Raw genomic sequence first — 20,654 nt, forward strand, 5'->3', positions numbered from 1 at the left:
CCGTAGCCGCTCCCACGAGGAGGTGCCGTCATGACGGTCATGGAGCAGCGGGGTGCGTACCGGCCCTCGCCGCCGCCCGCCTGGCAGCCCCGTACCGACCCCGCGCCGCTGCTGCCCGACGCGGAGCCCTACCGCGTCCTCGGGACGGAGGCGGCCGCGAAGGCCGACCCGGAGCTGCTGCGCCGTCTGCACGCGCAGCTGGTGCTCGGCCGCCGGTACAACACCCAGGCCACCGCCCTCACCAAGCAGGGCCGCCTCGCCGTCTACCCCTCCAGCACCGGTCAGGAGGCCTGCGAGGTCGCCTCCGCGCTGGCCCTCGAGGAGCGCGACTGGCTCTTCCCCAGCTACCGCGACACGCTCGCCGCCGTGGCCCGCGGCGTGGACCCCGTCGAGGCCCTCACGCTGCTGCGCGGCGACTGGCACACCGGCTACGACCCCTACGAGCACCGGGTCGCCCCGCTGTCCACTCCGCTCGCCACCCAGCTGCCGCACGCCGTCGGCCTCGCGCACGCCGCCCGTCTCAAGGGCGACGACGTGGTCGCGCTGGCCATGGTCGGCGACGGCGGCACCAGCGAGGGCGACTTCCACGAGGCGCTGAACTTCGCCGCCGTCTGGCAGGCTCCGGTCGTCTTCCTGGTACAGAACAACGGCTTCGCCATCTCCGTCCCGCTGGCCAAGCAGACCGCCGCACCCTCCCTGGCCCACAAGGCCGTCGGGTACGGCATACCGGGCCGCCTGGTCGACGGCAACGACGCCGTCGCCGTGCACGAGGTGCTCACCGACGCCGTACGGCACGCACGCGCGGGAGGCGGTCCGACCCTCGTCGAGGCCGTGACCTACCGCATCGACGCGCATACCAACGCCGACGACGCCACCCGCTACCGCGGCGACGCCGAGGTCGAGGCCTGGCGCGGACACGACCCGATCGCCCTGCTGGAGCGGGAGATGACCGGGCGCGGTCTGCTCGACGAGGACGGCATCGCGGCCGCCCGCGAGGAGGCCGAGACGATGGCCGCGCGGCTGCGCGAGCGCATGAACCAGGACCCGGCGCTCGACCCCGCGGACCTGTTCGCCCACGTCTACGCCGAGCCCACCCCGCAACTGCGTGAGCAGCAGGCCCTGTTGCGCGCCGAACTCGCGGCCGAGGCCGAGTCCGAGGAGGGTACGGCCCGATGACCACCGTCGCGCTCAAGCCGGCCACCATGGCCCAGGCCCTCACGCGCGCGATGCGCGACGCGATGGCCGCCGACCCCACCGTGCACGTCATGGGGGAGGACGTCGGCACCCTCGGCGGTGTCTTCCGGGTCACCGACGGACTCGCCAGGGAGTTCGGCGAGGACCGCTGCACGGACACACCGCTGGCCGAGGCCGGCATCCTCGGCACCGCCGTCGGCATGGCCATGTACGGCCTGCGCCCGGTCGTCGAGATGCAGTTCGACGCCTTCGCCTACCCCGCGTTCGAACAGCTCCTCAGCCATGTGGCGAAGATGCGCAACCGCACCCGCGGGAGGATGCCCCTGCCGATCACGATCCGCGTGCCCTACGGCGGCGGCATCGGCGGCGTCGAGCACCACAGCGACTCCTCCGAGGCGTACTACATGGCGACTCCGGGGCTCCATGTCGTCACGCCCGCGACCGTGGCCGACGCCTACGGGCTGCTGCGCGCCGCCATCGCCTCCGACGACCCGGTCGTCCTCCTCGAACCCAAGCGGCTGTACTGGTCGAAGGACTCCTGGAACCCCGACGACCCGCAGACCGTTGAACCGATAGGCCGGGCGGTGGTGCGGCGCACCGGCGGGAGCGCCACGCTGATCACCTACGGCCCGTCCCTGCCCGTCTGCCTCGAAGCCGCCGAGGCGGCCCGGGCCGAGGGCTGGGACCTGGAGGTCGTCGACCTGCGCTCGCTGGTGCCGTTCGACGACGAGACGGTGTGCGCGTCGGTACGGCGCACCGGGCGCGCCGTCGTCGTGCACGAGTCCGGCTCCTTCGGCGGCCCGGGCGGGGAGATCGCCGCCCGTGTCACGGAGCGCTGCTTCCACCACCTGGAGGCACCGGTCCTGCGCGTGGCGGGGTTCGACATCCCCTACCCGCCGCCGATGCTGGAGCGGCACCATCTGCCCGGCGTCGACCGCATCCTGGACGCCGTCGCGCGTCTGCAGTGGGAGGCCGAGAGCTGATGGCACAGGTGCTGGAGTTCAAGCTCCCCGACCTCGGGGAGGGGCTCACCGAGGCGGAGATCGTCCGCTGGCTGATCGAGGTGGGCGACGTCGTCGCCGTCGACCAGCCGGTCGTCGAGGTCGAGACGGCCAAGGCGATGGTCGAGGTGCCCTGCCCCTACGGCGGTGTGGTCACCGCCCGTTTCGGCGAGGAGGGCACGGAACTTCCCGTCGGAGCGCCCCTGCTGACCGTGGCGGTCGGGGAGCCGGCCGCCGGTGGCGAGACCGAGGGCTCCGGCAACGTCCTGGTCGGCTACGGCACGGGCGCCCCGCCGGCACGACGCCGCAGGGTGCGCCCGGCACCGGCCAAGCCGGCGGCGCGGAACACAGCGACGAGGGCGAACGGGAGCCCGGCGCCCACGGTCGGCAGCGTGGGCCCGGCGCCCACGGTCGGCAACCGGGCGTCGCGCGCGGGTGCCGTCCGGGCGGCGGTGGCCGAGCGGAGCGCCGACGGCCCCGTCCCCGTGATCTCGCCGCTCGTGCGCAGGCTCGCGCGGGAGCACGGCGTGGACCTGCGGCAGCTGTCCGGCTCCGGGCCGGACGGGCTGATCCTGCGCGCGGACGTCGAGGACGCCCTCAGGGCCGGCACGGCGCTCGGCCGGACGGCCGCGGCCCCGGCCCACGCGCCCGTGGCAGAGACGTCCGCGGCGGACATGGCCGGGGCGGCCACTCGTGCGGGCCTGGCCCAGGCACCGGCCCGGGCGGCGTCCGGCACCCGCGTCCCCCTCAAGGGCGTCCGCGGTGCCGTCGCCGACAAGCTCTCCCGCAGTCGTCGTGAGATACCGGACGCGACCTGCTGGGTGGACGCCGACGCGACGGAGCTGATGCGCGCCCGGGCCGCCATGAACGCGTCCGGGGGACCGAAGATCTCCTTGCTCGCGCTCATCGCCCGGATCTGCATGGCCGCGCTCGCCCGCCATCCGGAGCTCAACTCGACCGTCGACATGGAGGCCAGGGAGGTAATCCGGCTCGACCACGTCCATCTGGGCTTCGCCGCACAGACCGAGCGCGGGCTCGTCGTCCCGGTCGTACGGGACGCGCACGCGCGGGACGCCGAGTCGCTGACCGCCGAGTTCGCCCGGCTGACCGAGGCGGCCCGCGCCGGCACCCTCACGCCCGGAGAACTCACCGGCGGGACCTTCACGCTGAACAACTACGGAGTCTTCGGAGTCGACGGCTCCACGCCGATCATCAATCACCCCGAGGCGGCCATGCTGGGCGTCGGCCGCATCGTCGACAAACCGTGGGTGCACGCGGGCGAGCTGGCGGTACGGCAGGTCGTCCAGCTCTCGCTCACCTTCGACCACCGGGTGTGCGACGGCGGTACGGCGGGCGGTTTCCTCCGGTATGTGGCGGACTGCGTTGAACAGCCGGCGGTGCTGCTGCGCACTGTGTGACGCCGAGGCCCCGCCCTCGTTTCTCCGCGATCGGGGGCGGGACGCATACTCGGGGGGTGACCGCCTACGAGCCCCCTGGCGCCCCGGGCAGCGACGACCCGCGGGCCTATGACGCCGTCGTGCTCGCCGGCGGGGGCGCCCGGCGGCTGGGCGGGGCGGACAAGCCCGGCCTGCGGGTCGGCGGGCGCGCCCTGCTCGACCGTGTGCTCGGCGCCTGCGCCGGCGCGCGCACGACCGTCGTCGTGGCCGATACCAGGCCCACCGCGCGGCCCGTGCGCTGGGCGCGCGAGGACCCGCCCGGCGGCGGGCCACTCGCCTCGCTCGATGCGGGACTGCGCCACACCACGGCCCAGGACGTCGTCGTGCTCTCCGCCGACCTGCCGTTCCTCGAACAGGCCACGGTGCGGCGGCTGCTGAGCGCCCTGCGCACGGGCGGTGCCGACGGCGCGCTGCTCACCGACGCCGACGGCCGCGACCAGCCGCTCGTGGCGGCCTACCGCGCACACGCACTGCGCCGTGGACTCGCGGCTCTCACCGCAGCCGCGCCGACCGGCGGCCGCGGCTCCACCGTGGGCGGCGCCCTCTCCGGGTTGCCGCTGCGCCGGCTGACCGCCGCCCTCGACCTCACCCGCGTCCCCGATCACGTCGCGTCCTTCGACTGCGACACCTGGGACGACATCGCCACCGCCAGGGCACGAATCAGGGAGCATGGGCACGTGCTGGATGAATGGATTTCCGCAGTCAAGGACGAGCTGGGCATCGACCTGGACGTCGACACCGGTGTGCTGCTCGACCTCGCCCGCGACGCCGCCCACGGCGTGGCCCGGCCAGCGGCGCCCCTGACCACCTTCCTGGTCGGCTACGCGGCCGCGCAGGGCAAGGGCGGCCCCGAGGCGGTCGCTCAGGCCGCCCGCAAGGCCGCCGCCCTCGCCCTGCGCTGGGCGGACGAGGACACCGCCGGGGCCCAGCCCGACGTCGCCCCCGACGCCGCACCCGAGACCCGCCCGGACGCCGGATGACCCCCCGAGCCGTGCGGACCGGCGAGGACGCCGAGGATGCCGAGGACCTCGACGTCGAGGAGGCGCTCGCCCTCGTGAAGGAAGGCAACGGCCCCACCGCGGCCAACGGCCACAGTCCGGGCGGCGGCCGCGGCGGTGGCAACGCCGGTCACCACGGCCCGGCCGATGGCAGCACCCCCGCTCCCGGACCCGCCTCGCCCGAGAGGCAGCGCGCCGGCCACGGGCCCGCCACAGCCGCCCACGGCGCCTCGCGCTCGCCGCGCCCCGCACATGCCCCGGACGCCCACCACCGGGCCACCCCCTGGCCGCAGGCCCGCGAGACCGCCGCCCGCGCCGCACGTTCCGGCACCCGCCGCGATCCCGTCCACGTCCCCCTGGACGCCGCCCTGGGCCTGGTCCTGGCCGCCCCCCTCGCCGCCCTCAGTGATCTGCCCTCCTTCGACACCTCGGCGATGGACGGCTGGGCCGTCGCGGGCCCCGGCCCCTGGGACGTACGCGACGAGGGTGTGCTGGCCGGGGACGGCCGGCCCGAGCCGCTGACCGACGGCGAGGCGGTGCGCATCGCCACCGGCGCCCGCATCCCGCAGGACACCACCGCGGTGCTGCGCAGCGAGCACGGCCGCACCGACGCCAAGGGCAAGCTGCACCCCACGCGGGAGCTCGGGCACGGCCAGGACATCCGCCCGCGCGGGCAGGAGTGCCGCAGCGGAGACCAGTTGCTGCCCGTCGGCACCCTGGTCACTCCGGCCGTGCTCGGCCTCGCCGCGGCCGCCGGCTACGACACCCTCACCGCCGTGCCCTGCCCCCGCGTCGACGTCTTCGTACTCGGCGACGAACTGCTCACCGAGGGCCTGCCGCACGACGGCCGGATCCGGGACGCCCTCGGCCCGATGCTGCCGCCGTGGCTGCGGGCGCTGGGCGCCGAGGTCACCACCGTGCGCCGCATCGGCGACGACGCCGACGCCCTGCACCAGGCGGTCACCAGGTCCGGGGCCGACCTGATCGTCACCACCGGCGGAACGGCCGCCGGGCCCGTCGACCACGTCCACCCCACCCTGCGCCGTATCGGTGCCGAACTGCTGGTGAACGGTGTCAAGGTGCGTCCCGGTCACCCCATGCTCCTGGCCCGTACCAAGGAGAACCAGCACCTCGTCGGCCTGCCCGGCAACCCGCTCGCAGCTGTCTCCGGGCTGCTCACCCTCGCCGAGCCGCTGCTGCGCACCCTGGCCGCCCGCCCGGCCCCGGAGCCGTACACGCTGCCGCTGAGGGACGCGGTGCACGGGCATCCGCACGACACCCGGCTGGTGCCGGTCGTGCTGCGCGGCGACCACGCCCTGCCGCTGCACTACAACGGGCCCGCCATGCTGCGCGGAGTCGCGGCGGCCGATGCCCTCGCCGTCGTACCACCGGGTGGCGCCCGGGCGGGTCAGGAGACCGAACTCCTGGACCTGCCCTGGGCCGCCGCCGGGATCGGGGTGTGTTTCACGTGAAACTTCCGGGCCGTGATGCGTTCGCCGCCAAGCGGGCGAACATCTCGTGACCCATCAGGTGGTCGGCGATCCAGATCCTGGAACGGCCGGTCATAAAGGCCGAGGTGGGCAGGAGCCCGCGGGAGACGGACGAGCTGGTGGTGAGCGCCGTACGAGGACATCGGGTGCTGGGATACGACGATCCGTCGGTCGGCGGGCTGCAGTTGACGGACCGGCTGATCACGATCGTCCGGGCCACTCCGGGAACGAGGCTCACCCGGGACGCACGGCCGCTGCCGCAGGAATGACCCTGCCGCGGCCCGCGGTGGGGCGGGCGGTGAGGAGTAGCGTCGGCTCCATGCATGCGATCACGATTCCCGAACCCGGTGGGCCCGAGGCGTTGGTGTGGGACGAGGTGCCGGATCCGGTGCCCGGTGAGGGCGAGGTGCTGGTCGAGGTGGTGGCCAGTGCGGTCAACCGTGCCGACGTCCTGCAGCGGCAGGGCTTCTACGACCCGCCGCCCGGCGCCTCCCGGTACCCCGGCCTGGAGTGCTCCGGACGGATCGCCGCGCTCGGCTCCGGCGTCTCCGGCCGGGCCGTCGGCGACGAGGTGTGCGCGCTCCTCGCGGGTGGTGGTTACGCCGAGAAGGTCGTCGTTCCCGCGGGCCAGCTGCTGCCCGTGCCGGAGGGCGTGGACCTGAAGCAGGCCGCGGCGCTGCCCGAGGTGACCTGCACCGTCTGGTCCAACGTCTTCATGGTCTCCCACCTCCTCCCCGGCGAGACCCTGCTCGTGCACGGCGGTTCCAGCGGCATCGGCACGATGGCGATCCAGCTCGCCAAGGCCGTCGGTGCGAAGGTCGCCGTCACGGCCGGCACCAAGGAGAAGCTCGACCACTGCGCCGAACTGGGCGCGGACGTGCTGATCAACTACCGCGAGCAGGACTTCGTCGAGGAGATCAAGCGGGCCACGGACGGGGCCGGCGCCGACGTGATCCTGGACAACATGGGCGCCAAGTACCTGGACCGCAACGTCCAGGCGCTGGCCGTCAACGGCCGGCTCGCGATCATCGGCATGCAGGGCGGGTCCAGGGGCGAGCTGAACATCGGCGCCCTGCTGGGCAAGCGGGCCGCCATCAGCGCGACCTCGCTGCGCGCCCGCCCGATCGGCGAGAAGGCGGCCATCGTGGCGGCCGTGCGCGAGCACGTCTGGCCGTTGCTCGCCGCCGGGCACGTCCGCCCGGTCGTCGACCGCGAACTGCCGATGAGTGACGCCGCGGCCGCCCACCGGGTGGTGGAGGAGAGCGGCCACATCGGCAAGGTGCTGCTGGTGGTGCCCTGACCTGCTGCCCCAGGGGCTGCGGGGCCCGTTGGACCTGCGGGACCTGCCTGCGGGCCTTGTGGGGCCTGCGGGAACTGTGGGACGGGGATCTGTGGGACGGGGATCTGTGGGACGGGGATCTGTGGAACGGGGATCTGTGGGTCAGTACACCTAGCCCCTGCGCACCCTGAGGGCGAGGAACGCGATACCCAGGCCGAGGCCGATCAGCACCAGCCCGCCGCCCAGGGGAAGGATCCGCAGCATGCGTCCGGTAGCGGGCTCGGTCTGTGCGACGGGGTCGGGGGCGGCGGAGCTGTCGGAGGGCACCGGAGCGGTCTCCTCGGCAGACTCCGGGGCGGTCGGCGTCTCCGGGGCGCCGGTCACGCCTCCGGCGTCCCCGCTCCCCTCGCCGTCCTGCTGCGGCTCCGCCGTGTCGTCGCCCGCCACCGCCGTCTCCGGCTCCTGCGGCCGTCCCGGCCGCTGCCTCCCCTCGCCCGCCAGGCTTCCGGCCCGCGACGGGTCGGCGGCGGGCGGGGACGAGGTCGCGGACGGCTGCGGATGGGACAGCGGGCGGGACGGCGGACGGGTCTGCGGGACGGGCGCCGAGAGGGGCGGGGAGGCGGAGGAGCCCGCGGCGGGCCGGGAGCTGGAGGAGTCCGCGGCGGGCCGGGAGGCGGGGACCGAGGGCGCGGTGGGGCCCCCGGACGACGGGCCCCCGGACGAAGGGACACCGGACGGCGACCCGGACCGGACGCCGTGCGACCGAGGTGATCCCTCGGCCCCGGACGCGGCGCCGTGTGACCGGGCGGAGCCCTCGGCCTCGGCGTCTGAGCCGTGCGGCGGAGCGTAGGACGGCGGCCCGGACGTGACGAGGCCGCATGCCACGGCGGGGCCGCCGGGCAGGGCGACCGTGCCCAGGGCGACGGTTCCCAGCACGACCAGCAGTTCCGTCGCGTGCCGTGCGGCGCGCTGTGTTGGAGTCACGTCGGGGACCCCCTAACGGTGCCCGGTCAGTAGATCAGTGGAACAACACTCACATCACTGGCGCAATCCGGCATTCCGGGTTCGTCCGCTGGGCCGAAACCCACTGAACAATCCGGTTATGTCGACACGTCACGGGCTGCTGACGCTCCTGGAGGACCTGGAGGACCTGGAGGACCTGGAGGACCTGGAGGACCTGGAGGACCTGGAGGACCTGGAGGACGGACCACGCCACGGTTCCCCGCTGCGCACCGAGTTCGAGGCGCGCACGTGGGCCGCGTGGCCGCTGAGCGTCGGCCAGGTCTGCACCGCGCTCGGCTGCCTGGAGCGGGACGGCAGAGTCGTCCGGGAGGGCGTGGACCGGGCCGGCCGCGCGGTGTACGCGCTGACCGCGGCGGGCCGCGCCGAACTGCGGTCCTGGTACGCGCGGCCCGTGCGGCGGACGGGCCCGCCCCGCAGCGCACTCGCCGTCGAGCTGGTGCTGGCGGTGGGGGCGCCCGGTGCCGATGTACGGGATGTCGTGGAGGTGGAGCGCCGGCGTGTGTCCGGGGCGCTGCACGACTGTGTGCGGCAACGGGCCGAGGTGCTGGCGCTTCCTCCCGAGCGCTGCGACGAGGTGGCCCGGCTGCTGGTCCTGGAGCAGCTGATCCGCCCTGCGGAGGCCGGGGTCCGCCGGCTGGAGCACTGCGGGACGCGCCTGCTGCGCCTGTACCCGGCGGACGCCGCCGACGGCACGGACGAGGCGGTGGATCACCCCTTCGCAGGGGGCACCACGGAGGTGAGACGCAGGCTGCGAGAGAATGGCGGCATGGAGATGCCGAGGAACGAACGGTCGCCGGAGAATCCGCAGATCCTGGTCGTGGGCCAGGACGGAATGGCACTCGGCGGCAGTGGGGACGACGATCCTCGCGAGACCCCCGTGACGGAGCAGGTGGAGCAGCCCGCGAAGGTCATGCGCATCGGGAGCATGATCAAGCAGCTTCTCGAGGAAGTGCGCGCGGCTCCCCTGGACGAGGCCAGCCGGGTCCGGCTCAAGGAGATCCACGCGAGCTCGGTCAAGGAGCTCGAGGACGGCCTGGCGCCGGAGCTCGTCGAGGAACTGGAACGGCTGTCCCTGCCCTTCACGGACGAGGGAACGCCCAGCGACGCCGAACTGCGCATCGCACAGGCGCAGTTGGTGGGCTGGCTGGAGGGCCTCTTCCACGGCATCCAGACGACGCTGTTCGCCCAGCAGATGGCCGCCCGCGCCCAGCTGGAGCAGATGCGCCGCGCCCTGCCCCCGGGCATCGGCCACGAGGGCGGCGACGATCCCCGCACCGGCGGCCGCTCGGGCGGTCCGTACCTCTAGACACGTCCGGGCCCGTACCTGTAGGCACGTCCGGGCCCGTACCTGTAGGCACGTCCGGGCCCGTACCTGTAGGCACGTCCGGGCCCGTACCTGTAGGCACGTCCGGGCCCGTGCCTCCGGGCACGCCCAGGCAACTCAGCTCCGGGCATGCCCAGGCACGCAGGGGCCGTACCGGCACGTCACACATGAGGGCCCGGCAGTCGGACTGCCGGGCCCTCACGGTGTGTCCGTGAAAGGTGAAGGGGGTGACGGGGTGAAGGGGGTGACGGGAGACCGGTCAGGACGACGGCGGGTTGCCGGTCGACACGTCGAGCTGGATCTCCGGGACGTTCTTCGGGTCGACGTCCGTGCCGGCCGCGGGGAACTGGCTCATGACCGTGCCCTCGCCGTAGGTGTTCTCGTCGACGTCGACCTTCTTCAGCTTCCAGCCCGCGGCCTGGAGGCATTCCTTGACCGACCCGATGTACTTGAACTGGAAGTCCGGCAGCCGGACCTTGTTCGGGTCGTTGTACGACTCCTGCGGCTCCGTGCACTCGCTCTTGTCGATCGTCTTCGAGGTGTCCGGGCCGCGGTGACCCGCGACCGCCGAGGTGGACGCACTGGCGCTGCTGCCGCCGCCCCCGGCGTTGCCGGTGCCGCCGCTGCCGTACACGGCCAGCGCGGCGATCAGGCCGACGACCGCGATGACGGCGACGGCGACCGAGCCGATGATCACCGGCTTGGTGCTCCTGCCGCCGGCGCGGCCGGCCGGCGGGGTCGGGTGCTGGGGCGAGATGGTGTAAGGCGGCGGGGTCGAGGCCTGCTGGGCGTACGGCGACGGGGTGGGCGTCTGGTAGCCCGCCTGCTGCGGATAGCCGTACGCCGGGGACGGCGGGGCGGGGGTCCCGGGCGTCGGGGTGCTGTACGGGTTCGGCGTCGGGGCCGGCTGGTACGGCGTCTGGACGTGGCCCGAGGGTGCCGGGGCCGCGTCGACCGGCGGGAACACCGCGGAGCCGACGCCCGCGCCGCTCGGCGTGTGGGCGCCGGGGACGATGCTCGGCGGGGCCGCCTGGAAGGAGGCCGCCACACGCAGGCACTCGTCGCGCATCGACTCGGCGCTCGGAAAGCGCTCGTTCGGGTTCTTCTTCAGCGCGCGGGCGACCAGCGCGTCCACCGCCGGGGGCAGTGAACGGTTGATCGAGGACGGCGCGACCGGCTCCTCCTGCACATGCGCGTACGCGATGGCCAGCGGGGAGTCCGCGTCGAACGGCAGCCGCCCGGTGACCAGCTGGAACAGCATGATGCCGACCGAGTACAGGTCGGAGCGCGCGTCCACGCCGCGGCCGAGGGCCTGTTCGGGCGACAGGTACTGCGGGGTGCCGACGACCATGCCGGTCTGGGTCATGGAGGTGACGCCGGACTGCATGGCGCGGGCGATGCCGAAGTCCATCACCTTGACGACGCCGCGCTTGGTCATCATCACGTTGCCCGGCTTGATGTCGCGGTGGACCAGCCCCATTTCGTGGCTGATCTCCAGTGCGGCGAGCACGTCGGCGGTGATCTTCAGGGCCTTGTCGGCCGGCATCGCGCCGTGCTGGCGTACGTCCTCGTCGAGCACCGAGCCCAGCGGCCGGCCCTCGATGTACTCCATGACGATGTACGGCGTCGTCATGGAGTCGAGCTCGTCCTCGCCGGTGTCGAAGACCGAGACGATGTTCGTGTGCGTGAGCTTCGCCACTGCCTGGGCCTCGCGGCGGAACCGCTCGCGGAAGGCCTGCTCCCGGCCCAGCTCGGTGTGGAGGGTCTTGATCGCGACCTGGCGGTCGAGCACGGAGTCGTAGGCGAGGTGCACCGAGGCCATGCCGCCCTCGCCGAGCAAGTCGCGCAGCTGGTATCGCCCGCCGGCCAGTGCCCGTCCCGCGAACCGGCCCTGTGCGCCGTCCTGGCTCATTGTTCTGCGTCCCCCATTAGCCGCGGTGGCAGCGGCTGTCGTGCTCCCGCGACGCTCCCGCGATCGACTGTCCGTTGGCCGGATCTGGTGACCGGATACCGATGATCGAACGTGTTATTCCCGGCCAAGTCTGCCCCAGGGCACTGACACGTCAAGCTCGGTGCCCGTTCCGTGACCGTACGCGAAAGAAGCGTCGCGGAAGAGTTACGGCGGGCGCACGGCCGGTACACAGAATTTGCACCACGGGACCCGCACGGGGTTTCATGGCCGGTCCGTCTCGGGCCGGTCCCGATGAGGATCCTGGACCGGCGGCTTGCGCCGAGCCTGTAGCGTGGCCGACGGAGACCGTAACAACACCGCGCGCACCGCGGGCAGAAACGACGGCGAGGACCGATGGCACAGACGCAGCGCGCCCAGGGCCCGTCCGACCCCGAGGCGACTGGCGGCGGGATGGCAGACGCGCCGGAGATGTGGGGCAACGGCGGCCTGGTCGGCGACGGCCGGTACCGGCTGACCCGCAGACTCGGCCGGGGCGGCATGGCCGAGGTGTTCGCGGCCGAGGACGTGCGGCTGGGCCGCACCGTCGCGGTCAAGCTGCTGCGCGCGGACCTGGCCGAGGACCCCGTCTCCAAGGCCCGTTTCACGCGCGAGGCCCAGTCCGTGGCGGGGCTCAACCACCATGCGATCGTCGCCGTGTACGACTCCGGCGAGGACTATGTCGGCGGCCAGTCGGTGCCGTACATCGTGATGGAGCTGGTCGAGGGCCGCACCATCCGCGACCTGCTGCTCAACGCGGAGGCACCGGGCCCCGAGCAGGCGCTGATCATCGTCTCGGGCGTCCTGGAGGCGCTGGCCTACTCGCACCAGCACGGCATCGTGCACCGCGACATCAAGCCCGCCAACGTCATCATCACCGACAACGGCGCGGTGAAGGTGATGGACTTCGGCATCGCCCGCGCCCTGCACGGGGCGTCCACGACGATGACGCAGACCGGCATGGTCATGGGCACCCCGCAGTACCTCTCCCCGGAGCAGGCCCTCGGCAAGGCCGTCGACCACCGCTCCGACCTGTACGCGACGGGCTGCCTGCTGTACGAACTCCTCGCGCTGCGGCCGCCGTTCACCGGCGAGACCCCGCTGTCGGTGGTCTACCAGCACGTTCAGGACATGCCGGTGCCGCCGTCCCGGACCTCCGACGGCACCTGCCCGCCGGAGTTGGACGGCCTCGTCATGCGCTCCCTCGCCAAGGATCCCGACGACCGTTTCCAGACCGCCGAGGAGATGCGCGGGCTGGTCCAGTACGGGCTGCAGATGCTCTACGAGCAGGGCGGCCACACCGGCACCTGGAACACCGGCCCGGTCGAGGTGCACGAGGGCCGGCACACCCCGGCGGCGGGCTTCGCCGGTACGACGGTGATGCCGCACCCGGGCGAATCGGGCCCCGGCACCACCCAGATCCCCGCGCCGATCCTGCCCGCCGGCTACGGCAACCGCGACGACGGCGGCTTCGAGGGGCACGGCAACCAGAGCAGCGGCCGCGGCAAGCTGTGGATCCTCGCCGTGCTCGCGGTGATCGCCATCGCGGCGGGCGTGGCGCTGGCGCTGCAGAAGACCGCCGGCAGCGGCAGCGGGGGCGGCACTCACACCACCAGGTCGCCGTCGAGCTCGCAGTCCACCAAGGACCAGCAGCCCAGCTCCACTCCGAGCGACTCGGTCCCGAGCCACCCGTCGGACACGGCGACGGACCCTGGCACGGGCTCGGGCGGCACCGGCTCGGACTACTCGCCGTCCTACAAGCCGTCGTTCACGCCGTCCCAGTCGGCGCCGGAGCAGCCGTCCACCCAGCCGTCGAACCCGCCGAGTTCCAAGCCGCAGGACACCCCGTCGAACCCGGCGACGCCGTCGGCCCCGGGCCCGTCGGACACGGCAGGGAACGGGAGCACGGACGGCACGTCCGTCGGGACGGGCCCCGGCGGCCTGTAGTCATCACCTCACGCGCGCGTGGACCCGTGACAGGGCACCACGCGCGCGTGCGTTTCGCGGCGTCCCCGCCGGTCACCCCGTGAACGCCTCGCGCACCGCGTCGTACTGCAGGGTCCACCACACCGCGAGTGCCGAGGCGGCCGGGAACTGGGGGTCCGCGCGGGTGTCGCCGCGCTCGTAGTGCCAGCGCAGCATCCAGAAGTCGTTCAGCCGCTCCCACCACACCCGGTGCACGGCCGCCGAGAGCTCGGCGGGCGAGGCACCGGCCGTGCGCCGGTACGCGCGCGCGTAGCCCCTGACCTTCGGCAGGTCGAGGGTGCCGGCGGGCCGTACGAAGAAGATCGCGGCGGCCCGTACGGCTTCCTCCGCGCGGGGCTGCACGCCGAGCCGGTCCCAGTCCACGATCGCGGCGGGCGCGTCGCCCCGGTAGAGCAGGTTGAAGGGGTGGAAGTCGCCGTGCACCCAGCCCACCGGGCCGCCGGGCGGCGGACGCCGGTCGGCGTGCTGCTCCAGCAGCGCACGGCGCTCCAGGAGCCGGCGCCGGGCCAGCTCGTCGAAGGCGTCCGAGGGGCGGTGGCGGCGGACGTGGGCGAGCAGGTCGTCGATCAGCTCGAAGGTGCCGGCGGGATCTGCGCTCTCCACGGGGTGGGGGCTCGTGGCGGGGCGGGTGCGCCCCTTGGGAGGCATCACGCGCTCCAGGCAGGCGTGCACGGCGCCGAGGAGCGCCCCCAGGCGCACGCACTGGCCCGTGGTGAGCTGGCCGCCGTGCCGGTGCCGGCCTTCGATCCAGGGGTACAGGGCGTAGGCGTGGCCGCCGACGACGGCGACCGTGCGGCCGTCCCGCCCCGCGAGCGCGGGCGCCACGGGGACGCCCAGGTCGGCCAGGCGCTGAGTGGCCCGGTGCCGCCGCGCGATCGCCGCCGGGTCGGCGGTGTCGGGGTCGAAGTGGTGCTTGAGGAAGTAGCGGCCGCGGGTCGTGCGCAGCCGGTAGCCGCGGTTGAGCAGGCCCTGGTCGACGGGTTCGCAGGTGAGGGCGGAACCGGCGGCGTACTGGCGCAGCAAGGCGCCCAGAGGGGGCGCGTGGGGTACGGGGGGTGGTACACAAGGGCGCGGCACGCGCCAGATGCTAGGGCACCTGGCAGGGGCCTTGAGCTGGGGCTTGTCACACACAGTCCCCACCGGTCGCATTCGGTCACTTCAGGTCGTGCCCCGTTCCGGCCGCCTCCGCCCGGCCGCGCCCGCCCGCCGGCCCGTCGCCGTCCCCCGTAGGGAGCAGCCGTTACAGGTCCGCCGGACTCTTCCCGTGGCTGGAATCACGGGATAACGTGCCGGTGTTCCGGCCCCCTGCAAGGCTGTGACCAGCGACTGTCCCGAATACCGTGCGAGGTACTTGGACCTCCAAGCAAAAATACTTGGAAATCCAAGGAAAAACGCAGGTCAGGAGGGGTTTCACAGAAATGTGGAGCACTGGGTAACGTGGCTGTTGCAGGGCGCTCGCCGGGGCACCTGTCACGCCTGTTCCCGGCCGAGTGGCACCCACCCCGTGCCCGGTGGTCCGGAACAGGTGAGCCGCACTGGCCTACCGGCAACCCCGGGGGCCGGACCGACGGAGGAGCACACGTGACCGTGGAGAGCACTGCCGCGCGCACACCGCGACGCAGCGCCGGGAGCAAGGCCGGTACGACCGGCACGGAGACAGCCGGAACCACCGGTACCAAGCGCACCACCCGCACGACCGCCAGGAAGGGCACCGGCGCCGCGAACAGTGCCGACCCCGAGCTCGTGCAGCTGCTGACCCCCGAGGGGAAGCGCGTCAAGAACGCCGAGTACGACAAGTACGTCGCCGGCATCACCCCCGAGGAGCTCCGCGGCCTGTACCGCGACATGGTGCTCACCCGTCGCTTCGACGCCGAGGCCACCGCCCTGCAGCGCCAGGGCGAGCTGGGTCTGTGGGCCTCGCTGCTCGGTCAGGAGGCCGCCCAGATCGGCTCCGGCCGGGCCACCCGCGAGGACGACTACGTCTTCCCGACCTACCGCGAGCACGGCGTCGCCTGGTGCCGCGGGGTCGACCCGGCCAACCTGCTCGGCATGTTCCGGGGCGTGAACAACGGCGGCTGGGACCCGAACAGCAACAACTTCCAGCTCTACACGATCGTCATCGGCTCCCAGACGCTGCACGCCACGGGGTACGCGATGGGCGTGGCCAAGGACGGCGCGGACTCCGCGGTCATCGCCTACTTCGGCGACGGCGCCTCCAGCCAGGGCGACGTGGCCGAGGCCTTCACCTTCTCCGCGGTCTACAACGCCCCCGTGGTGTTCTTCTGCCAGAACAACCAGTGGGCGATCTCCGAGCCGACCGAGAAGCAGACCCGCGTCCCGCTCTACCAGCGCGCGCAGGGCTTCGGCTTCCCCGGCGTACGCGTCGACGGCAACGACGTACTGGCCTGCCTCGCGGTCACCAAGTGGGCGCTGGAGCGTGCCCGCGTCGGTGAGGGCCCCACCCTGGTCGAGGCGTACACGTACCGCATGGGCGCCCACACCACCTCCGACGACCCCACCCGCTACCGCCACGACGACGAGCGGGTGGCCTGGGAGGCGAAGGACCCGATCCTGCGCCTTCGCCGCTACCTGGAGGCCTCGAATCACGCGGACGAGGGATTCTTCGCGGAACTCGAGACCGAGAGCGAGGCGTTGGGCAAACGAGTGCGCGAAGCGGTCCGTGCCATGCCGGACCCGGACCACTTCGCCATTTTCGAGAACGTGTACGCGGACGGGCACGCGCTCGTCGACGAGGAGCGCGCCCAGTTCGCCGCCTACCAGGCGTCGTTCGCGGACGCAGAGGGGGTCTGAGCATGGCTGCGGAGAAGATGGCCCTGGCCAAGGCGATCAACGAGTCGCTGCGCCGTGCCCTGGACGCGGACCCCAAGGTCCTGATCATGGGCGAGGACGTGGGCAAGCTCGGCGGTGTGTTCCGGGTGACGGACGGCCTGCAGAAGGACTTCGGCGAGAGCCGCGTCATCGACACCCCGCTCGCCGAGTCCGGCATCGTCGGCACCGCGATCGGCCTGGCCCTGCGCGGCTACCGCCCGGTGGTCGAGATCCAGTTCGACGGCTTCGTCTTCCCGGCGTACGACCAGATCGTCACGCAGCTCGCGAAGATGCACGCGCGCTCCCTGGGCAAGGTCAAGCTCCCGGTCGTCGTCCGCATCCCCTACGGCGGCGGCATCGGCGCGGTGGAGCACCACTCGGAGTCGCCGGAAGCCCTCTTCGCCCACGTGGCGGGCCTGAAGATCGTCAGCCCCTCCAACGCGTCGGACGCGTACTGGATGATGCAGCAGGCCATCCAGAGCGACGACCCGGTGATCTACTTCGAGCCCAAGCGGCGCTACTGGGACAAGGCCGAGGTCAACACGGAGGCCATTCCGAGCCCGCTGCACAGGGCGCAGGTCGTGCGCGAGGGCACGGACCTGACCCTGGCCGCCTACGGCCCGATGGTGAAGCTCTGCCAGGAGGTCGCCGCCGCGGCCGCCGAGGAGGGCAAGTCCCTGGAGGTCCTGGACCTGCGCTCGGTCTCTCCCCTGGACTTCGACTCGATCCAGACGTCGGTGGAGAAGACCCGCCGTCTGGTGGTGGTCCACGAGGCCCCGGTGTTCTTCGGCTCCGGCGCGGAGATCGCCGCCCGGATCACCGAGCGCTGCTTCTACCACCTGGAGGCGCCGGTCCTGCGGGTCGGCGGCTACCACGCGCCGTATCCGCCGGCGCGCCTGGAGGAGGAGTACCTGCCGGACCTGGACCGCGTGCTCGACGCCGTCGACCGCTCGCTGGCGTACTGAGGGAGAGGTTCGTGACGACGATGACCGAAGCGTCCGTGGCGTCCGTGCGTGAGTTCAAGATGCCGGATGTCGGCGAGGGTCTGACCGAGGCGGAGATCCTCAAGTGGTACGTCCAGCCCGGTGACACCGTCACCGACGGCCAGGTGGTCTGCGAGGTGGAGACGGCCAAGGCGGCCGTCGAGCTCCCCATCCCCTACGACGGAGTGGTGCGCGAGCTGCACTTCCCCGAGGGCACCACGGTCGACGTGGGCACGGCCATCATCGCGGTGGCGGTGGCGGGCGGGGCCCCGGCCGAGGTACCGGCCCAGGCCCCGGCGGCCGCGCCGCAGCAGGAGGAGGAGCCGAAGCCGCAGGGCCGCCAGCCGGTGCTCGTGGGCTACGGCGTCTCCACCTCCTCGACCAAGCGCCGCCCGCGCAAGGGCCCGGAGATCACGGTCCCCCGGGCGGCGACGGCACTGCAGCCGGAGCTGAACGGCCACGGGGCGGGAGCCGCTTCCGCTGCTGTCCCCGTGAAGGACCGCCCGCTGGCCAAGCCGCCGGTGCGCAAGCTGGCCAAGGACCTCGGCGTGGACCTGTCGACGGTGGTCCCCTCGGGCCCGGACGGCATCATCACGCGCGAGGACGTGCACGCGGCGGTGTCGACGACGCCTGCCGCCGCACCGCAGGCGCCCGAGCCGGTGACGCAGGCGGCCCCGGTGGCCGCGGCCCCGGCACCCGCCGTGACCTACGACGGGACGCGGGAGACCCGCATCCCCGTGAAGGGCGTCCGCAAGGCGACGGCGGCGGCGATGGTCGGCTCGGCGTTCACCGCCCCGCACGTCACGGAGTTCGTGACGGTGGACGTGACGCGGACGATGAGGCTGGTGGAGGAGCTCAAGCAGGACAAGGACATGCAGGGCCTGCGTGTGAACCCCCTGCTCCTGATCGCCAAGGCGCTCCTGGTGGCCATCAGGCGCAACCCGGACGTCAACGCGTCCTGGGACGAGGCCAACCAGGAGATCGTGCTCAAGCACTACGTCAACCTGGGCATCGCGGCGGCGACCCCGCGCGGCCTGATCGTGCCGAACATCAAGGACGCCCACACCAAGACGCTCCCGCAGCTCGCGGAGGCGCTCGGCGAGCTGGTGTCGACGGCGAGGGAGGGCAGGACCTCCCCGGCGGCGATGCAGGGCGGCACGGTGACGATCACCAACGTCGGCGTCTTCGGCGTCGACACGGGCACGCCGATCCTCAACTCCGGCGAGTCCGCGATCCTCGCGGTCGGTGCGATCAAGCTCCAGCCGTGGGTCCACAAGGGCAAGGTCAAGCCCCGTCAGGTCACCACCCTGGCCCTCTCCTTCGACCACCGTCTGGTCGACGGCGAACTGGGCTCGAAGGTCCTGGCGGACGTGGCGGCCATCATGGAACAGCCGAAGCGGCTGATCACATGGGCGTGACGGCTTCGATTGGGTAGCCTCAAGGGTCAGGAGGGGACGGCCGCAACTTCGTCTTGCGACCGTCCCCTCCGCTCTTCCCGCTCTGAGCACCGTGCTCAGGACCGGCTGAGGCCCCGTTCGGGACCGGGACTTGTTGAGCTCCCGTCAGGGCTGGTTGAGCACATACACGGGAGCGCGGTCCTCCGCCCCGCCCCTTGAGCGGATACAGGCGTGCTTGCGCAGCATGCGCAGGCATTCGTTGACGCGGCGTACCGACAGACCCGTACGGGCCGCGATCGATTCGAGCGGCTCCCGGAGCTCCCCCCTCTCGACGAGAACAGGGGCGATCACCACGGCCACCGTCCACACGTCCTCCGTGACGGACAACCGCTGCCGCCAGTCGGCCAGTACGGACTCGGTGGTGGGCGCAGCGGTGAGGGCGCCGCGGGGCACGGGGCGGTCGAGAGCCAGTACGTCGAGCCGGTCCGCGATGCGCCCCATGGCCTGGGCGATGGACTCCTGCGCGGCTAGCGTGGCGCGCTGCGCGGCCAGCATCTCCCTTTGCAACGCGAGCGATTCACGCTGTGCGACCGCAAGTTCCTGATCGATCTGCAGGTTGTGCGCCTCGAGCCTGACGATGGCCTCCGCGACCTGCTCGGGCATGGCGTACGCGATGGGGGCGCCAGGGCCGGCGGGCTGCACCTCGGCCTCCTCCAAGGTGTACGAACCCTCTCGCTGGACCGTCTCGATCACCTCGGCCACCCACTGCTTGAAGGGGGCGCAGGCCGGTTTCGTGCAGGCGTTGACGAGGAGGATCAGGCCCTGGAGATCGATGAGTTGCAGGTCTCGGCGCCAGCTCCTGCCTGCGGGAACGCTGAGACCGTAACTTCCAGTTACGGTCTCGAGCATTTCTCGATGCTCCTCAGGCACGTGGTCGGTCAGTGCCTTGCGCGAGTTGCTGTGCCCCAGCCGCTTGCAGACGTCCACCGCCGGAAACCAGTGGCCTCCGTCCGGCACGGTCAGCCTTCGGATCCTGTCTCCGGTCGCCGCGTAGACGAAGTCGCTGATGTCGATCGCCTCGTGCCGTTCGGCAGAGTTGGGCCGCTTGCTCGGTTCGTTCATGTGAACCACCTCCGCCGCGGAAGGTAGAGCGGAGGAAATCGAATATGCCAGCTGCTTCAGGGATGTTCACGATTGCGAGGGAAGATCACCGATACCGCAGCACTGGATGACCGTGGTGTGTATCAAGGCGATGTCCCGCAGTCCGGGCGCGGGCCACTGAGCCGGCCGACGGCGAGTGCGAGCCAGGCGCGGCGCATCGGGGCCCGCTGACCGCGCGTCGGCCGCGTCCGCCGCCCGGGGGTCGCGCCCGTGCGGAAGTACCGGGCCGTCGCGTGCGGGGCGGATCCGCTGTACGGCTGAAGGGCGCGGGAACCTTTCGCCCGGGCTCCGGCTCCCGGCGTGATGAGCGGAACCGACGGGGGTCCGCACCGACCCGGGAGGGGCCACGCATGGCATCGCACACGGTGGGGTCCGACAGACCGATACCGTCGGACGAAAGGGCCGGGCACCACTGGCTGGAGGGGCGGGGGACCCGGTTGCACGTCGCCACCTACGGCACGGATGGGCCGGTGCTGATGGTGCACGGCTTTCCGCAGCACTGGTTCGCCTGGCACAACCAGGTGCATGACCGCCTCGGCCGTTCCCTCCCGGACCCCGCCGCCGGCCGGCCGCCCGCGCGCGTA

General features: G+C 72.7%; 15 protein-coding genes and 2 pseudogenes. 13 read left to right on the plus strand and 4 right to left on the minus strand.

The window, feature by feature from the left end:
- Nucleotides 1–30: 30 nt before the first annotated feature.
- The 7 genes and pseudogenes from pdhA (ACH4UM_RS15510) to ACH4UM_RS15540 all read left to right on the plus strand — a co-directional run bounded on the left by pdhA (ACH4UM_RS15510) (nt 31) and on the right by ACH4UM_RS15540 (nt 7,440).
- On the plus strand, nt 31–1,176 hold the full coding sequence (gene pdhA / locus ACH4UM_RS15510) for a pyruvate dehydrogenase (acetyl-transferring) E1 component subunit alpha (protein ID WP_398178362.1): 1,146 nt from the start codon (nt 31–33) through the stop codon (nt 1,174–1,176).
- Nucleotides 1,173–2,177 carry an alpha-ketoacid dehydrogenase subunit beta gene (locus tag ACH4UM_RS15515; RefSeq protein WP_398178365.1) on the plus strand — a complete coding sequence of 335 codons (1,005 nt, stop codon included), beginning with the start codon at nt 1,173–1,175 and terminating at the stop codon, nt 2,175–2,177. The genes pdhA (ACH4UM_RS15510) and ACH4UM_RS15515 overlap by 4 nt, the downstream gene beginning before the upstream one ends.
- Nucleotides 2,177–3,613 carry a dihydrolipoamide acetyltransferase family protein gene (locus ACH4UM_RS15520; protein WP_398178368.1) on the plus strand — a complete coding sequence of 479 codons (1,437 nt, stop codon included), beginning with the start codon at nt 2,177–2,179 and terminating at the stop codon, nt 3,611–3,613. The genes ACH4UM_RS15515 and ACH4UM_RS15520 overlap by 1 nt, the downstream gene beginning before the upstream one ends.
- A 56-nt stretch (nt 3,614–3,669) precedes the next feature.
- Nucleotides 3,670–4,632 (plus strand): NTP transferase domain-containing protein, encoded by a 963-nt coding sequence (locus tag ACH4UM_RS15525; RefSeq protein ID WP_398178371.1) that lies wholly within the window; start codon nt 3,670–3,672, stop codon nt 4,630–4,632.
- Complete coding sequence (locus ACH4UM_RS15530) at nt 4,629–6,122, plus strand: molybdopterin molybdotransferase MoeA (protein WP_398178374.1); 1,494 nt, start codon at nt 4,629–4,631, stop codon at nt 6,120–6,122. Before ACH4UM_RS15525 ends, ACH4UM_RS15530 begins: the two co-directional genes overlap by 4 nt.
- 77 nt (nt 6,123–6,199) lie before the next feature.
- Nucleotides 6,200–6,409: pseudogene (locus ACH4UM_RS15535) on the plus strand (Ion channel protein); the annotation flags it as partial.
- Between the two features lie 50 nt (nt 6,410–6,459).
- Nucleotides 6,460–7,440, plus strand: a complete 981-nt coding sequence (locus ACH4UM_RS15540) for an NAD(P)H-quinone oxidoreductase (RefSeq protein WP_398178377.1) — start codon at nt 6,460–6,462, stop codon at nt 7,438–7,440.
- A gap of 150 nt (nt 7,441–7,590) precedes the next feature.
- On the opposite strand, the gene ACH4UM_RS15545 is transcribed toward ACH4UM_RS15540, so the two are convergent.
- The gene (locus ACH4UM_RS15545; RefSeq protein ID WP_398178379.1) at nt 7,591–8,403 is read right to left on the minus strand and encodes a hypothetical protein; all 813 of its coding nucleotides are present in this window, start codon (nt 8,401–8,403) and stop codon (nt 7,591–7,593) included.
- A gap of 118 nt (nt 8,404–8,521) precedes the next feature.
- Here ACH4UM_RS15545 and ACH4UM_RS15550 point away from each other — a divergent pair.
- Nucleotides 8,522–8,755, plus strand: a pseudogene (locus tag ACH4UM_RS15550) (hypothetical protein); the annotation flags it as partial.
- 453 nt (nt 8,756–9,208) lie between these two features.
- Nucleotides 9,209–9,748, plus strand: a complete 540-nt coding sequence (locus ACH4UM_RS15555) for a bacterial proteasome activator family protein (protein ID WP_398178670.1) — start codon at nt 9,209–9,211, stop codon at nt 9,746–9,748.
- 277 nt (nt 9,749–10,025) lie between these two features.
- Here ACH4UM_RS15555 and ACH4UM_RS15560 read toward each other — a convergent pair whose 3' ends face one another.
- Complete coding sequence (locus tag ACH4UM_RS15560; RefSeq protein ID WP_398178382.1) at nt 10,026–11,678, minus strand: protein kinase; 1,653 nt, start codon at nt 11,676–11,678, stop codon at nt 10,026–10,028.
- 393 nt (nt 11,679–12,071) lie between these two features.
- Between ACH4UM_RS15560 and ACH4UM_RS15565 the strand changes: the two genes are divergently transcribed.
- A complete protein-coding gene (locus ACH4UM_RS15565; RefSeq protein ID WP_398178385.1) occupies nt 12,072–13,661 on the plus strand; it encodes a protein kinase in 1,590 nt (529 codons plus the stop codon).
- 72 nt (nt 13,662–13,733) lie between these two features.
- Here ACH4UM_RS15565 and ACH4UM_RS15570 read toward each other — a convergent pair whose 3' ends face one another.
- Complete coding sequence (locus ACH4UM_RS15570; protein WP_398178672.1) at nt 13,734–14,732, minus strand: phosphotransferase; 999 nt, start codon at nt 14,730–14,732, stop codon at nt 13,734–13,736.
- Nucleotides 14,733–15,281: 549 nt separating this feature from the next.
- On the opposite strand from ACH4UM_RS15570, the gene pdhA (ACH4UM_RS15575) reads away from it, so the two are divergent.
- From pdhA (ACH4UM_RS15575) to ACH4UM_RS15585, 3 genes are read left to right on the plus strand one after another with little or no spacing between them, the layout of a single operon-like run.
- Nucleotides 15,282–16,511 carry a pyruvate dehydrogenase (acetyl-transferring) E1 component subunit alpha gene (gene pdhA, locus ACH4UM_RS15575; RefSeq protein WP_398178388.1) on the plus strand — a complete coding sequence of 410 codons (1,230 nt, stop codon included), beginning with the start codon at nt 15,282–15,284 and terminating at the stop codon, nt 16,509–16,511.
- 2 nt (nt 16,512–16,513) lie between these two features.
- Complete coding sequence (locus tag ACH4UM_RS15580) at nt 16,514–17,494, plus strand: alpha-ketoacid dehydrogenase subunit beta (RefSeq protein WP_398178391.1); 981 nt, start codon at nt 16,514–16,516, stop codon at nt 17,492–17,494.
- Nucleotides 17,495–17,505: 11 nt separating this feature from the next.
- Nucleotides 17,506–18,930, plus strand: a complete 1,425-nt coding sequence (locus ACH4UM_RS15585; RefSeq protein ID WP_398178394.1) for a dihydrolipoamide acetyltransferase family protein — start codon at nt 17,506–17,508, stop codon at nt 18,928–18,930.
- Nucleotides 18,931–19,074: 144 nt separating this feature from the next.
- Here the strand turns inward: ACH4UM_RS15585 and ACH4UM_RS15590 are convergent, their stop codons facing one another.
- A complete protein-coding gene (locus tag ACH4UM_RS15590; RefSeq protein ID WP_398178397.1) occupies nt 19,075–20,031 on the minus strand; it encodes a Bro-N domain-containing protein in 957 nt (318 codons plus the stop codon).
- Nucleotides 20,032–20,654: the final 623 nt, after the last annotated feature.

The sequence above is a fragment of the Streptomyces sp. NPDC020801 genome, assembly GCF_044334385.1.
Taxonomy (GTDB): Bacteria; Actinomycetota; Actinomycetes; order Streptomycetales; family Streptomycetaceae; genus Streptomyces.